This is a genomic window from Actinomycetota bacterium (assembly GCA_023488435.1).
In the GTDB taxonomy this organism is placed as follows: Bacteria; Actinomycetota; Coriobacteriia; order Anaerosomatales; family UBA912; genus UBA912.
This window is the reverse complement of the sequence record JAMDCK010000059.1, coordinates 34,848-49,460: the sequence shown is the minus strand read 5'-3', so window position 1 is coordinate 49,460 and position 14,613 is coordinate 34,848. Positions and strand designations below refer to the sequence as shown.

Sequence of the window (14,613 nt, the reverse complement as noted above, 5' to 3'; positions counted from 1 at the left end):
TGCACCCTACAACATTTTGAGTATCCCCAACAATTGACCCTGAAGACCAATGAATCGAAAAGTTTCATAAGCCGGACTCTTCATGTCGATCCAGTCATGGTCGAGGAGTGTGTCCCCTCGCCTGACGAATTCTCTTACCTCACATCGCTCGACCTCATTTCTTCGCTCGGCGACTCACAGTTCACACTGGGCCTGCCCTCCCAAGACCTCAGCACTGTCCTGCCGATCGTTCGTTGCGAACTTCTGTCCGCAGACGCCCAAGGGCTTCCCAAATCAATCTCGGGAGCCCTGCGCTACTTATCGAACGCCCGTGACGACCTTGCGGTAGAAATGGCAAGGATCAGGACATCGAGCGCTGGGGTTATCGAACTGTCGCTGTGGACCCATCCTGGCCCATTTCCTCGGCAGATAGCGAGCGCCACATTGGTCTCCGCTACGGACTGCAAGGGATTGAAACGTGTCATATTCAGAGGAACTCCTGCCGATGAGGACATCGTGGTTGTTGAAGACCTCGTGTCGAAGACCCCCTGGACTACGCAAGTGGCCGGCTACCGATTGCAGGCCTCTGCAGTGTCACCTATACCGCCAAACGCAAAGGTTGCCGAGGCGATGATCGAGCGAGTCCTTGATCTTGGGTGGCTTGGGGATCGCTCCAGGGTCTTGGAGCTGTATCCCGGAGTGGGCTTCTTCACGATTCCCCTAGCCAAACAGGTCAAGAGCGTAACGGCTTCAGAGCCGTTCGCATTCGCATATCACGATCTGGTTGCGAATCTCGCGCGAACAAGATCAGCTGCGATTCCTATGCCTGGAAGCATCACTCGAGCATTACCACAGGTTCCTGGGATTGACTCGATCATCGTGCATGCAGATAGGGTCAACCTGAACACCTCGGATTGGAAGGCTCTGGCAGCACTAGGGACGAGCACTTTGCTCTTGTTCGCCGAAAACCATGATGGCTTCGGGCGATCTGCGCCAGAAATCACTAAGATTGGCTTCATGCCCACCGAGGTGATTCCATTCGACCTCCGGCCACAGACCCGGGATACCGCACTCGTAGCCCGATTCTTGAAGCGTTAGCCGATAATGTAGAGTTGTGGCGTGTCGGACCTATCGGGCCCTAAATCAAGCGACCCACAACAGGGTAGTCTTTGATGTATGCGTCATGCGGGGCGTCCTCCTGCTCCACCGTCAGATCCCTTCCGGCAGCATGCATGCCGACGTGTTCCCCATCAGCCCACATCTCACTATCGCTCACGTCGTAGACGACTCCTTCGTAAGCCACGTAGGCAGGTCGACCCTCCAAGCCATCGAAGGTGGCAAGCTTCTCTGCACTGAACTCCAGCATCAATCCTCCTATCAGCGTACGCTGCAACTACAACCAGTATCTTCCCAAAAGCTTGAAAATTGAAGCTACCGAAATAAAAGTGTCGACCAGTGCCCCTTACCTCGACTCCATTCGCTCCCTCAAAGCAATGATGTCGACGATTATCTTCCTGCCCTTGGTCGCTACTATCCCGTCCCTCGCCATCGCAGAGGCAACTCTGCTTGCTGTTTCTCGCGAAACGCCTGACAGGGCCGCTATATCCGCATGCGTTATTCCTTCGATGATCGGAATACCTCTGGTCTCACAGTTCGCCGTTGCAATGTTCAACATGGTTCGCATAACTCGATGAGTCGCGTCACTGAACGCCAGGTCATCGAGAAGCACCAGTGTGTGAGCTAAGAGGCTCGACATGCAGTCGGCCATGAGGGTGGCAAGATATGGATTAACGCCTACCGCATCGGCGAGTGCCGACCGTTCGAAGACGAGGACCTCTACAGTGGTCAGAGCAGTAGACGCAAAGGGAACGTGCGTATCAGGCAGAATATCCATCCCGCCGATGCACACGGGCGCATCCAAATAATCTACAACCAACTCTTTGCTGCCACTCGAAACAACCGAAACCTTGATGCTGCCAGACAGTATCAGGTAGACCTGGCATCCGATTGGTACGGCCTCAAGGAGTCGTTGGCCTTCGGTGAGCCTCGCGTACGTTCCTAGAGATGCGAACTCTGCCAGCTGTGAGTCGCTCAGATGGGCAAAGTCGGAAACTCCCCGCAACAACGAGTCCTGCATACGGTTATCATTGGGTGGCAGTGTAGAGTCCATGATGGATTCATCGGCAGAGTGCATTTGTGACTTTAGACACATTACCACCGAAAATCGGTTGTTCGCAGCCAATGAGGCTTGACGCCTAGGAGACCCAGTGAACCTGAAAGCAGTTTTGTTCGATCTTGACGGAACCTTGCTCGACATCGATATCGACAACTTCATATCGCAGTACTTCGAAGGCTTGTCGGCGGTGATCGCTCGGGTCACCGAGTGTCCAGATCATCGCTCTCAGCTGTTGTCGTCCATACACGCAGCTGCTGCTGCGATGATGAAGGCGCACGATGGTGAGACCAATCAGGAAGTCTTCACGCGGGTGTTCGCCGAAGAATCGGGATTGGACCTTGCAGACATTTGGTCGGCGTTTGATGATTTCTACGCTCAAGAATTCCCAACATTGATTGCGCATTCTGGTCCGATGGAAGGGGCGCCTGAGGTCGTTAGGCTGGCGCGAGACTTATCACTGAGGACGGCTATCGCAACCAACCCTATGTTTCCGAGGATCGCCGTTTTACACCGAATGAACTGGGCCCAAATCTCGCCCGAGCAGGTGGATCTCATAACCACTTTCGAGACCATGAAAGCCTGCAAGCCGCACCCGGGATACTTCATACAAACTGCTCAGATGCTGGGAGTCGAACCACAACAGTGCATCATGGTGGGAGACGACCCGCGCCTCGACTTAGCCGCTGCGGATGTCGGCATGACGACGTTCTTCGTTGGGGATTCGCCTTCGGCCGTGGCGGACTATCGCGGAGATCTCATCGACCTCCAAAGACTGCTTGTACGCCTAAGCGACTGACGGCGCTTAGTTGTTCCGCCTCCTGATGAGTGCAACCCACGCACCATCGAGCCGCTGGTCGTAGTAGTATTCGAACATGCCGCGTGACTCTTTGCGAAGATCAAGCTGATAGCCGAGGCCGGCCGGTTCGTGGTCACATATCACAACGAGACTATCTTCGCTGCCGAGTTGAACCATGCGGTCGATTATCGTAAAGACCATGGGTCTCCTCAGACCAGGACTGAATCCTCTTATGTCGATCACTAGGCTGCTGCTGCTAGGATGACTGCCTGTTCGCATATCCCGGACCCCTTTGACGATTGACCGGCAATTGAATCTACATTCTCCGGCTGACGACAAACTCCTTGATATTGGTGGGCCAAATTAGGCTTACTGCATGTGAGAACTTAGATGTGGCAGGAAGAACCGTCGTGCTATAGAATACATTCACAAAGGTCTTGAGCTTGAAAAATCTGGTGCTTGAGACTCGATGATTGACTTCAAGAAAGGGGGGCGCCCATAAGAACACCTCGTACGCAGGTTTGCGTGGATGCTGTTTGTCCGCTAACACGCAAGCTACAAACGTGAAGGCACTACTCACGCATTATTCGAGGAGGTGTATAGCATGGCAAATGAGGACCACGACGCGCTCCGATCCCAACTGGAATTCCACGGAGTCTCCCGTCGCGATTTCCTCAAGTTTTGTGGCTCAGTAGCTGCGATTCTTGGAATGTCTGAGTCTATGATCCCCCAGATTGCCGCAGCTGTAGAGAAGGGTGCGCGGTTGAAGCCGACACTCTGGCTCCATGGAGGAATCTGCACAGGTTGTACCGTAGCTATTGCCCAGGTAGACACGCCTGATATAGCGACCATCGTGCTTGATATCCTTTCCCTCAAGAACATGACCATCAATATGGCTTCGGGTGACGACCTAGAGAGGATCGTTGCCGATACCCTGGAGGATGCCGAGAACGACATCGGCTTCATTTTGATCTATGAGGGTTCTATCATGCGCGGCCAGGGCGGGAACGCCCTAAGGGAATTCGGCGAGCCTCAAATCGATCGCCTGAAGAAGAAGGCCGAAGCCGCTGAAGCGATCGTCGCCGTTGGATCTTGTGCAGTTGACGGCGGATTCGTCGCTGCCAAGCCAAATCCAGCTGATGCTATTGGAATGAAGCAGTTCTTGGACGAAGCTGGCATAGATACTCCTCTGATTAACCTGCCAACCTGTCCGGTGAACCCCGAATGGATTGTTGCAACCGTCATCAATGTATTGATTCTTGGTCGACTCCCTGAAATGGACTCGTTCAATCGCCCCTCATTGATCTTTGGACACCCGATTCACGATCTGTGTCCGCGACGGGGCCACTTCGAGAACGCTCAGTTCGTCTACGAGTTCGGAAGCAAGGAAGAGGAGCTGGGTTACTGTCTGTACCCGGTAGGATGCAAGGGTCCGCAGACCTTCACCAACTGTCCCATCGTTAGGTGGAACAGAAGGGCCTCATGGTGCGTCGAATCGGGAGCTCCGTGTATCGGTTGCGGCATCACCAGCCCTAAAGCCGGTGGTAACTGGGTAGATGTGAATGCTCCGTTCCTCAAGCGCCATCGTGATCTCAAGATTGGCGATATGCGGATCCAACCATCGACAGCCGGTGTTATCGTTGGTGCCGCAGCTGCGGCTGCCCTGGTTGCCCATGGACTCGGCATGAAGGCAGCCGGAAGAATGGATGGCGAGGGCGCTCCATACGAAGAGATGAAGGAATGCGATCGCAAGAAGGGAGGCGGTAAATAGTGGCACGCGCGGTTATTGATCCATTGACCCGTATCGAGGGTCACATGCGAGTCGAAGTCGAAGTCGATGGCGGCGTTGTAAAGGACGCTTGGATTTCTGGTTCTCTCTTCCGCGGATTGGAAGCAATCATCAAGAACAGAGCACCACAGGATGCGTTCTTCATCTCCCAGCGGATCTGCGGGGTGTGTCCCGTCTCCCACGGCCACGCATCGAGCATGTCAGCCGAGGCAGCAATGGGAGTCCAGATTCCCGAAGGCGCTAGACTCGTTCGTAACATACTGGAAGGTGCACAGTACCTCCATAGCCACATTCTGTGGTTCTACACATTGGCTGCACTCGATTACGTCGATCCAGTAAAGGCGCTTCAGGCAAACATCGCTGACACCTATGCACTCGCACATGCTGCCGGGACTCGGGTGGCAGACTTTGGCGCCATCGCAAAGAGGCTGTCGGCGTTCGTTGAGCGCGGACAGCTTTCCATCTTCGCGAATGGCTGGTTCGGACATCCTGAGTACCCAGCTGATATGCCGGCCGAGCTTCACCTGATCGGCGTCGCGCACTATCTCGAAGCTCTGGAGATGCAGGCCGAGGCGGCTACTATCATCGCAGTCATGGGTGGAAAGTTCCCCCACTTCATGAGCTCCATTAATGGTGGTACTTCTTGGGTCCCGACCGAAGAAAAGCTCGATGACGTAAAGTTCCGCCTAGCGAAGGTTAACGCTTTTGTGAGAGAGGCCATGATTCCAGACACCCTGGCAATCGCGCCTTTCTACCTCGATGCACTGAAGTTCGGTGGCGGAGGCGGCAACTTTCTCTCCTTCGGAGTCTTCGATGACCCGTCGTTCGAGATCGATAATCGCTATATGCCACCCGGCTTCTCCGAGGGTGCCTCGTTGGGCCTGGATACAGTGGATATCGACAACGTCAAGGAGTACACGGAGCACGCATGGTACTCCTCCCCTTCTGGACTTAACCCGAAGGTCGGAGAAACCGTCCCTGCGTTCACCGAGTACAACACCGACGACAAGTACTCTTGGGGCAAGGCAGTTCGGTACAAAGACTTGCCTGCCGAGGTCGGTCCCCTAGCTAGAATGGTCGTTGCTTACGTAAAGGGCGACGAGGCGGTCCAGGATCTGATCGATAGCACTCTTGCCAAGCTAGGTGCCGCCGGTAAGCCTGAGGTTCTGGTCTCTCTGCTGGGCCGAGTGGCTGCTCGTAACCTCGAGACAGCCCACACAGCAACTCTCACCGAGCAATTCTTAAACGATCTCATTGCGGCGGTCAAAGCGGGTCCTCTGGAACTGTTCACCCCTCATGACATCACTGACGGTGAAGGTTATGGAATGTGGGAAGCACCACGGGGTGCTCTTGCCCACTACATGACTGTGAAGAATCGCAAGGTTGATCGCTACAACGTAGTCACGCCCTCCACATGGACATGCGCTCCTCGCGATGCTGCTGGCCGACGTGGCCCTATGGAGGAAGCTTTGATCGGCACTCCCGTTGCTGACATCGAAAGGCCCCTCAATGTTGTCCGTGTAGCCAGAAGCTTCGACCCTTGAGTGGGTTGTGCGGTTCACGTGATTGAACCAAAAACTGGCAAGAAGGCAGTAGTCCACACCAAGCCGATGGGGGTGAAGTAAGATGGCGCACCTCGCCCACTATCGTGAGGCACATCCACTGGTCTTCGTAGTTACACACTGGATCAATGCAGTGGCTATGGTCCTCCTCGCTCTGTCGGGGTTCTATATCCACTATCCGCTGTTCGCTGCGCCAGGTGCGATGGGTCTCGCTAGAGGCATTCACTTCTTCTTCATGTATGTGCTGATCATCAACCTGACCTTCAGGATCATAGCGGCGTTCTTCGTCAAGACTTCTTGTGCCCTCGGTACCCGTACCCAGGACACCGACATCAAGAACTGGCTACCCCAGAAGGCGAATCGGCATCAGTTGCTGCCGTGGTTGAAGTACTACCTGTTCCTGAAGAAGGAGAAGCCGATTGGTGCCAAGTACGGCGTCCTTCAGAAGATCGCCTACTTGGCGACTGTGCCCCTGACCTACCTCATGGCCTACACGGGTTTTGCAATCTACGCCCCGGTCATGGATTGGGCCATCTTTGAAGCAGGCCTGAACTTGGTGAATGGCGCGATGAATATGCGGATCATCCACTACTTCATGATGTGGGTGTTCATCATCTTCACAGCTATCCATATCTACCTTGCCAACGTCGCTGGGTTCGCTCCCTCCAAGCTGATCTTTGCATGGAAGGAATGCGACGGTCTTCAGTGTGACCCCGAGACAGGAAAGGTGATTGGCGGCGGCCACAGCCACTAGCCGATGACTGTTTGAAGGATTATGCTGACCAAGACAGGGTCCCGGACTTCCTTGCGGGACCCTGTCTTCATGCCGGAATAGTGGGTCGATCCAGCCATTGGAGAAGCGATGCTGTCAGAGCGTTTAGTTACCGCCGCACTTCGAATACTGAACCGTAGTTACCTATCCCAGGACTCCTCTGACGATCTCTTGCTCCCCCCACCTGGTCTAGACAGGGGTTATGTTCTCTACTTGCACGTTCCATTCTGCGAAAGACTCTGCCTTTACTGTTCATTCAACCGCTTTATCTTCGACGATCGACGTTGTCGCGAATACTTCAAGGACCTTCGTGAAGAGATGCGGATGCTAGCGGGACTCGGCTACTCCTTTCCCTCCCTCTATATCGGAGGTGGAACGCCGACTGTAATGCTTGATGAGTTGACGAAGACCATCGATTTAGCCAGGTCACTTTTCGACATCAAAGAGGTTTCTTGTGAGACATCTCCAAATCACCTAGATGAAAGGCTTGTTGATGAACTCGCCGGCCGAGTCCACCGCCTTTCCGTTGGAGTGCAGAGTTTCGATGAGAAGCTACTTAGGCAGATGGACAGATTCGAGAAGTACGGAGACGGACACACTCTGCTGGAAAGGGTCTCGGGTGTGTCGGGCAAGTTTAATTCGCTCAATGTGGACATGATGTTCAACTTTCCTAGCCAGACTGAAGAAATCCTTAGCAAGGACATCGAGCTACTGAAGGCCACCGGTGCCAATCAGACTACCTTCTACCCGCTCATGGCATCCCCACTCAATCGCCTTGAGCTCGCCCGCGCCGTGGGTCGGATCGATTACAAAAGAGAAGCTCATTACTATCGAGTTATTGCTGACAAGCTATCGGACCAGTACATTCCCACTTCGGCATGGACATACTCGAAAGACACGAACTCGATGATCGACGAGTACATTGTTGACTACGAGGAATATGTTGGGATTGGATCTGGAGCCCTTTCCTTTCTTGGCGGGACGATATACAGCAATACATTCTCATTAACCGAATACTCACGGGCAATTCGCTCAGGCAGGATGTCCGTCGCCAAGCGTGGAAGGCCCTACGGCACTAAAGCTCTCATGAGATATCGCTTTGTGACCGATCTGTTCGGCCTGAGGCTGGACAAGAAACGTTTTCTTGCGGACTTTGGCATCCCGGTTGAGCGAGGCCTAGCTCCGGAGCTAGCATTCATGCATGTATCCGGTGGCATCGCAAAACACGATGACGAAGAGATCACACTGACTGAAACCGGGCGGTACCTGCTCATGGTGATGATGCGAGAAACCCTTGCGTCAAGCAATGACGCACGTGACAAAGCACGTGCGGGGCTCCCTCCGGAGGACAAGATGTTACTGACCGATTCTTCGACAGAGAGAGTCCTCGTCGACGACGCAGTCGGCTCGAGCCAGAGACTCAGCCACGAGGCTTGTCAGTAGGAACCGACGGTCTCGATAATGCAATCGACGACGTCGTACACCAGCAGCGGATCGCTGTTCGGTGCGGGAGAGCGAGCAAATTCCCCGTTCCGACTGATTACGAGGTCCGCAAGTTCAACATCCAGATCGTACAAAGTCTCCATGTTGTCCAACGCAAAGCCTACCGGACACACGACGATTGTGTCGTAGTCATCCGTAAGGGCAGCATTTGAGATCTCCTCAGCGGAGGGTCCCAACCATTGACCTGGACGCTGTCCCTTCGACTGAAATGCCAACATCCACGGATAGGTGCCCTCGGTTGACCCATGGGAGTGGTGACCAGCAAAGTTTACAGAGCCACCAATAGGCAGCGATATGCGGCTTGCCACTCCGTCACAGGCAAGCTTGAGCCCGTCCAAATAGCCGATGCTGGTTGAGTCAGCCACTTCGCCCATTGGAAGGCTATGTGCGCTGAACAAAATCAGCGTCCTTCCATCTCTCCCACCTTCGACCTCTTCAAGAACTAAAGAGAGTCGAGCTGCATGGGCATCAAGAAAGCCTTCCAGGCCGCCCAACAACGGAATTTCCAGGACAGACATGTCGAGAAGTCCACTGACTGCGGAAGTGACCATCTTTCTGTAGGTCACTGTGGTGATTTCAGCTTCAAAAGGCGAAAGAGGAACCGTAATCAACCTTCGAACACCGGAAGCATAGAGTTCTCGAATCGAGTTCGCCACAGACGGATCAGAATAGCTGTACCCGATTCGAACAGGAACATCCCATCCTTTATCGCCCAGGGTTGCCGACAGGGCATGAGCGAGCTCCTCGGCTAGAGGAAGCAGAGGGGACGATCCTCCGAGAGCAAGATACCTGTTGCGGACGCTATGTACTAGCTCCTCAGAAGGGGGCCGGGCCATGACAGCTGCGAGGAATCCCTCTACAGCGTCCAAGTTTCGCGGGCCCCCGTATCCAACGAGCAGCACGCCGACTTCGGAAGTCTGGGCAGTCGACACTACTCGGCCGATCGAGACCGTATGCGATCAGAATGATGGTGAACCATCTGGATCATAGCCTTCGCCTTCTCTGGATCGCTCGTCTTGTGGATACCGTGTCCGAGGTTGAAGATGTGGCCCGGCCTAGTTCCAACAGCCTCCAGAATCTCAACGACCATGGACTCGAGGATGTCCTCGGGGGCGAACAGTGCGACTGGGTCGATGTTGCCTTGAATCCCAAAGCGAGCATCGATCATCTTGACTGCGGTGCGCATGTCGAGCCTCCAGTCGATACCGATGACGTCGCCACCCGCCTGCATGGCGAGGTCCAACATGGAGGTGGCACCATTTGGGAAGTGGATCAACGGGACCCCACCCTCAACGGTGGCATCGCCGTGGGCTTTCACCTCACTGATGACACGGGTGGTGTATGGAAGGATGTATCTCTGGTAGTCCCTCGGAGCGATGTATCCGACCCAGCTGTCAAAGAGCTGGACTACCTGGGCGCCGGCGTCTATCTGGGCGTTGAGATAAGCAATTGTGGTATCAGCGAACTTGGTCAGCAGGCGATCCCATGCCGGGGTATCCCCCCACATGAGAGCCTTAGTGTATTCATAGTCACGGGTGCCATGACCCTCGATGGCATAGCTCGCCAATGTGAACGGCGCGCCCGCAAATCCAATAAGCGGCACCTTGTTGGCTAGTTCATGCCTAAGTATCTTGATGGCTTCCATCACGTAGCCAGTGGCCTCATACGGATCGGCGACTATCAGTTTATCGACATCGGCCGAAGACCGCACTGGATTGTGGATTACCGGACCCTCGCCTTTGGCGAACTCAAGATCGAGCCCCATTCCAGTGAAGGAAACCAGAATGTCTGAGAACAATATAGCGGCGTCCACGCCGATAAGATCGACCGGCTGAAGGGTTATTTCTACCGCCAGCTCGGGATTGCGACACATGTCCAAGAAGCCATGCTTTTCTCTGATAGCGCGATATTCGGGCATATAACGCCCAGCCTGTCTCATCATCCAAACGGGGGTTCGCTCGGTAGGCTGTAGTCTGGCTGCGCGCAAGAACAAGTCGTTGTAGGGCATCTGGTGGGTGTCCTCTCATGATGACAGCGAAATCGGAAATCAGTCTACCACGAAAGAGCTCTCCCGTACCCCGGCTCGAGGATACGGGAGAGCCGCCTTCTCACGATGTGCGATGTTACCTAGGATCCGGGTCGGGTATCCACAATGGTCTGGACAATCGACGGATCCGCCAGTGTCGATATGTCACCGAATACCTGCATGTCGGTCTCGCCTGCCGCAATCTTACGCAGAATCCGGCGCATGATCTTACCGGAACGGGTCTTGGGCAGCTCAGGGACGAAGTGTATGCGATCTGGAGTAGCTATCGGACCGATCTCCTTGCGAACATGCGAAACAAGATCTTTCATCAACGCATCTCCGGATTCGTGTCCCGCCTTCAAGATGACGTAGGCGTAGATTGCCTCACCCTTTATGTCATGCGGGAAACCAACCACGGCTGCTTCAGCAACCGCCGGATGCGATACCAGAGCGCTCTCGACCTCGGCCGTTCCCATCCGATGTCCTGAGACGTTGATGACATCATCGACTCTGCCGAGTAACCAGTAGTAGCCGTCCTCGTCCTGGCGGGCTCCGTCACCAGTGAAGTAGTTCCCAGGAAACGTGGAAAAGTAGACTTCCTTGACGCGCGCATTCTCTGGGTCGCCCCATGTTCCGCGCAGCATCCCTGGCCACGGGTACTTGATGCACAATCTGCCGCCCTCGCCCACTGGTGTCTCGGTCTTGTCCTCATTTAGAACGACCGGCTGAATTCCAAAGAAGGGCCTAGTGGCTGAACCGGGCTTCATTGGTGTTGCACCGGGCAGGTTTGTGATGATGTGGCCACCGGTCTCTGTCTGCCAATAGGTGTCCACAATCGGAATCCGCTCCCCGCCCACATTACGGAAGTACCACATCCACGCTTCGGGGTTGATCGGCTCTCCAACTGTCCCCAATACCCGCAAGGTCGATAAATCGTACTTGGCTGGCCACTCTTCTCCGAGCTTCATCAAGGCACGAATAGCGGTAGGTGCAGTGTAGAATTGGTTGACCCCATACTTCTCGACGATTTCCCAGAAACGTCCGGCGTCGGGATAGGTAGGAACGCCCTCGAACATGAGGGTGGTGGCACCAAGGGCCAGTGGCCCATAGACAACATAGCTATGACCCGTGACCCAGCCGATGTCGGCTGTGCAGAAGAAGATGTCTTCATCATGGTAGTCGAAAGTGTACTTGAAGGTCATGGTGGCATAGAGGAGGTATCCGGCGGTTGTGTGCAATACGCCCTTAGGCTTGCCCGTTGAGCCAGACGTATAGAGGATGAACAGCGGATGCTCTGAGTCTACCCACTCGATGTCACAATGCTGGGAGATGTCCTCGGCATCGACTTCCTCGTGATACCAGTGATCGCGCCCTGCCACCATCGGCACTTCTGCACCGGTGCGCTGAACTACGATTACACTTGAGATCGAAGGGCACTCAACGAGAGCATCATCTGCCATCGACTTGAGGGCCACTCCCCTTCCGCCCCGAACACCTTCATCTGCAGTGACTAGGAGCTTCGCCTCGCAATCCTGGATGCGATCACGAAGGGCCTGCGCCGAAAATCCGCCGAAGACGACCGAGTGGATGGCTCCGATACGCGCACAAGCCAGCATTACAACTGGGAGCTCAGGGATCATCGGCAGGTAGATGGCAACCCTGTCACCCTTCTTGATACCGTGCTTCTTGAGAACGTTAGCGAACTTGCAGACCTTGAAATAGAGCGATTGATAGGAGTACGAGCCCGTCGTGCCGTCGTCGGCCTCCCAGATGATGGCAGTCTTATTGCGACGAGCGGTCGTGAGATGACGGTCGATACAGTTGTATGAGACGTTGGTCTGGCCGCCGACAAACCACTCCACAGAGGGAGTGTCGAACTCCCACTCAACAACCTTGTCCCACTTCTTGTGCCAGTGAAGGTATTCTTCGGCTTGGTCGGCCCAAAAGCCTTCTGGATCATTGACTGACCGGTCGTACATCGCCTGATACTCATCCATGCTTGACAGATGCGCTTTGGCGCGCACCCATTCGGCGGGTTCGACGATTGGCAACTCGTTCATCATCGATTCAATCGAGCTTGATTTGTCACTCATGTGTCCTCCTCCATGTAGTGGCTTACGGTGGGCGGATATCGGTAAGCGCGAATCCATGCGTCCGAGTATCCGGCCGCCCACAACGATGCGTATCGCCTAGCTTACCGCAAACCCCCGGTCGAGTATCCATGCGTATGGCAGGCGGCATGTATCATCGGTAGACGGTGACCGGGAAATCTGAAGGAAGATTATCTTGTAACAATGGTGACAACTCGTGCAGATAGTGTTATCGTTTGCTACAGAAGTTTCCCTTCCCAGCAAAGTGCCGATTCTGGAGAATCCGGACGGCAAAATAGCGGGGCATAGCGGCCGGCAGCGCAATGTTATGCAGGCCACCTGGCAAGCCTGCAGTAACCCGCGAGAGACTCAGGGGTAGCTACGGGGAAGGAATATGAAAACCCTGGCCCGAAGGCCGGGGTTTTCGGTTTAAGGAGCAGAGGGTGGATTACCGTATCTGCGGTAATGACTTCATGGCAGCTCCATCATCCAGTACTCGGAGACAGCTTCATCGCTGCGATGTATTGAGCGGTGAACTCATCGGCCTGTGGTAGTTCGTGGTGCAGGGCCAACGCCCGCAGTGCATCAAGGCGAGTAATCGTCTGCGGAGCCTGCGCAATCCGCACTGCTCCGAGGAGCGCCGCATCGGCGATGACGTCCACCTGACGCAAGTCGGCTGGGACAACTCCAAGCTCTCGGAGCTCTTCTGCCGAGACTGCACCACCGAATGTGCCTGAAACAATCAAGCGATCGGGTTTATGGTCGGCAGCACTGAGCATTGTGCGGATGGCGGCAAGTATTGCAGCCTTGGCGGTCTGGAAGGCGCGCACATCAGATTGAGTGAGCCAAGGGCCCAACCCGCTGGGCGCAATCGAAAAAACAGGCTGCCCATCGACGTCGGCGAAATGACTGCGCAGTGGCCCACTGGCCCACATTCGGCCGGATTCGTCTATGTGGCCGGAGGACCGCAAAGCGAGGATCAGGGAGATAAGACCCGAACCGCAAAATCTGTCCGGATCCCCATCACCTTCGACGTCGACTTCAATCCTGCCGTCCTTCAGCCCGACCTTAGTGATCGCACCGGGCCCGAAGGGTCCACCGCTTGAGATCCCCGCTCCTTCGAACACAGGGCCGGCCGGAACCGATGCGACGTGAATGTGTGAGGAGTCGTGCACAGCAATTTCACTGTTGGTTCCGATGTCGACATATATGAAAGGCTCCGAAAGAGTCGGGCCCAACATCAGTAACCCCGCCAACAAGTCTCCCCCTACATGCCCTGCCACGCCAGGAATGAAAATAGTTTCAGCCTTATCACCAAAGGGATTACACTGGACCCCCAGCTCGGATGGCCCCGATTGTTTGTTGGTTACCAGCGGCTGGGGAGGTCGGCTTGAGCCAGTGTGGGACGGTTTCTGCCCGCAATACAACGAAAGCATCACTGGATTGCCAACGACAACCACTCTGTGGATCCTATCGGCTAGGCCGTTTTCGCTTGCTGAAAGCGACTGGTAAGCCTCGGAAACCGACTGTTGTATATCAAGTCGCAATTGGGCGGCGTGTCCCTCGTTCGCTGCGCTAAGTCGCGACAAAACATCGGCCCCGTACCGTGATTGGCGGTTACGCACTGCAGCCGTGATGTGCTGACTTCCAGGAGCAGCGGATGCCAGAGCCACCTTTACGGTGGTTGTTCCAAGATCGACTGCGAGAACCGATGCTAACGCCTCAGGTGCGTGAGCTAGAGGACGTGGAGATGACGGGGGCGCAAAAGGCAGACGCAAAGTCACCGGACCTGTGACGCGCGCACGACAGGCAAGGCGGATACCCTGCGGGGCTCGAACGAGCTTCGCCTGCTCTACTACGTCTGGTGGAGACAGAGAGCCGGTGATGACCTTGACCGCACATCCACCGCAGGTCCCTCGC

General features: G+C 55.1%; 13 protein-coding genes. 6 read left to right on the top strand and 7 right to left on the bottom strand.

Annotated elements, in window-relative coordinates:
- Nucleotides 1-96 precede the first annotated feature (96 nt).
- Entirely contained in the window at nucleotides 97-1,077 is a 981-nt protein-coding gene (locus tag M1617_08245; GenBank protein MCL5888257.1) for a hypothetical protein, read from the top strand.
- Nucleotides 1,078-1,117: 40 nt separating this feature from the next.
- Here M1617_08245 and M1617_08240 read toward each other — a convergent pair whose 3' ends face one another.
- On the bottom strand, nucleotides 1,118-1,345 hold the full coding sequence (locus M1617_08240; GenBank protein MCL5888256.1) for a cytochrome B5: 228 nt from the start codon (nucleotides 1,343-1,345) through the stop codon (nucleotides 1,118-1,120).
- 96 nt (nucleotides 1,346-1,441) lie between these two features.
- Nucleotides 1,442-2,101, bottom strand: coding sequence for a Crp/Fnr family transcriptional regulator (locus M1617_08235; GenBank protein ID MCL5888255.1), 660 nt, complete (start codon nucleotides 2,099-2,101; stop codon nucleotides 1,442-1,444).
- 145 nt (nucleotides 2,102-2,246) lie between these two features.
- On the opposite strand from M1617_08235, the gene M1617_08230 reads away from it, so the two are divergent.
- Nucleotides 2,247-2,951 carry an HAD family hydrolase gene (locus tag M1617_08230; GenBank protein ID MCL5888254.1) on the top strand — a complete coding sequence of 235 codons (705 nt, stop codon included), beginning with the start codon at nucleotides 2,247-2,249 and terminating at the stop codon, nucleotides 2,949-2,951.
- A gap of 6 nt (nucleotides 2,952-2,957) precedes the next feature.
- On the opposite strand, the gene M1617_08225 is transcribed toward M1617_08230, so the two are convergent.
- Complete coding sequence (locus M1617_08225) at nucleotides 2,958-3,152, bottom strand: DUF2249 domain-containing protein (GenBank protein MCL5888253.1); 195 nt, start codon at nucleotides 3,150-3,152, stop codon at nucleotides 2,958-2,960.
- A gap of 403 nt (nucleotides 3,153-3,555) precedes the next feature.
- On the opposite strand from M1617_08225, the gene M1617_08220 reads away from it, so the two are divergent.
- The 4 genes from M1617_08220 (at nucleotide 3,556) to M1617_08205 (ending at nucleotide 8,517) form a co-directional block, all read left to right on the top strand.
- Entirely contained in the window at nucleotides 3,556-4,722 is a 1,167-nt protein-coding gene (locus tag M1617_08220) for a hydrogenase small subunit (protein ID MCL5888252.1), read from the top strand.
- Between the two features lie 44 nt (nucleotides 4,723-4,766).
- On the top strand, nucleotides 4,767-6,284 hold the full coding sequence (locus M1617_08215; GenBank protein ID MCL5888251.1) for a nickel-dependent hydrogenase large subunit: 1,518 nt from the start codon (nucleotides 4,767-4,769) through the stop codon (nucleotides 6,282-6,284).
- Nucleotides 6,285-6,366: 82 nt separating this feature from the next.
- Complete coding sequence (locus M1617_08210; GenBank protein MCL5888250.1) at nucleotides 6,367-7,056, top strand: cytochrome b/b6 domain-containing protein; 690 nt, start codon at nucleotides 6,367-6,369, stop codon at nucleotides 7,054-7,056.
- 108 nt (nucleotides 7,057-7,164) lie between these two features.
- Nucleotides 7,165-8,517, top strand: coding sequence for a coproporphyrinogen III oxidase family protein (locus M1617_08205; protein ID MCL5888249.1), 1,353 nt, complete (start codon nucleotides 7,165-7,167; stop codon nucleotides 8,515-8,517).
- On the opposite strand, the gene M1617_08200 is transcribed toward M1617_08205, so the two are convergent.
- The 4 genes from M1617_08200 to M1617_08185 all read right to left on the bottom strand — a co-directional run bounded on the left by M1617_08200 (nucleotide 8,511) and on the right by M1617_08185 (nucleotide 13,934).
- Nucleotides 8,511-9,446, bottom strand: coding sequence for a ferrochelatase (locus M1617_08200; protein MCL5888248.1), 936 nt, complete (start codon nucleotides 9,444-9,446; stop codon nucleotides 8,511-8,513). The genes M1617_08205 and M1617_08200 overlap by 7 nt on opposite strands.
- 62 nt (nucleotides 9,447-9,508) lie before the next feature.
- Entirely contained in the window at nucleotides 9,509-10,585 is a 1,077-nt protein-coding gene (hemE, locus tag M1617_08195; protein MCL5888247.1) for a uroporphyrinogen decarboxylase, read from the bottom strand.
- A 119-nt stretch (nucleotides 10,586-10,704) separates the two neighbouring features.
- A complete protein-coding gene (gene acs / locus M1617_08190) occupies nucleotides 10,705-12,696 on the bottom strand; it encodes an acetate--CoA ligase (GenBank protein MCL5888246.1) in 1,992 nt (663 codons plus the stop codon).
- Between the two features lie 482 nt (nucleotides 12,697-13,178).
- Nucleotides 13,179-13,934: an ATP-binding protein gene (locus M1617_08185; GenBank protein ID MCL5888245.1), complete on the bottom strand. Its 756-nt coding sequence runs from the start codon at nucleotides 13,932-13,934 to the stop codon at nucleotides 13,179-13,181.
- Between the last annotated feature and the right edge of the window lie 679 nt (nucleotides 13,935-14,613).

Bases quoted from the DNA above. Each gene is read 5' to 3' on its own strand.
- M1617_08245 (MCL5888257.1), top strand. From the start codon at position 97: ATGGTCGAGGAGTGTGTCCCCTCGCCTGACGAATTCTCTTACCTCACA.
- M1617_08240 (MCL5888256.1), bottom strand. From the start codon at position 1,345: ATGCTGGAGTTCAGTGCAGAGAAGCTTGCCACCTTCGATGGCTTGGAG.
- M1617_08225 (MCL5888253.1), bottom strand. From the start codon at position 3,152: ATGGTCTTTACGATAATCGACCGCATGGTTCAACTCGGCAGCGAAGAT.
- M1617_08220 (MCL5888252.1), top strand. From the start codon at position 3,556: ATGGCAAATGAGGACCACGACGCGCTCCGATCCCAACTGGAATTCCAC.
- M1617_08215 (MCL5888251.1), top strand. From the start codon at position 4,767: ATGCGAGTCGAAGTCGAAGTCGATGGCGGCGTTGTAAAGGACGCTTGG.
- M1617_08210 (MCL5888250.1), top strand. From the start codon at position 6,367: ATGGCGCACCTCGCCCACTATCGTGAGGCACATCCACTGGTCTTCGTA.
- M1617_08205 (MCL5888249.1), top strand. From the start codon at position 7,165: ATGCTGTCAGAGCGTTTAGTTACCGCCGCACTTCGAATACTGAACCGT.
- hemE (MCL5888247.1), bottom strand. From the start codon at position 10,585: ATGCCCTACAACGACTTGTTCTTGCGCGCAGCCAGACTACAGCCTACC.
- acs (MCL5888246.1), bottom strand. From the start codon at position 12,696: ATGAGTGACAAATCAAGCTCGATTGAATCGATGATGAACGAGTTGCCA.
- M1617_08185 (MCL5888245.1), bottom strand. From the start codon at position 13,934: ATGTTGGGCCCGACTCTTTCGGAGCCTTTCATATATGTCGACATCGGA.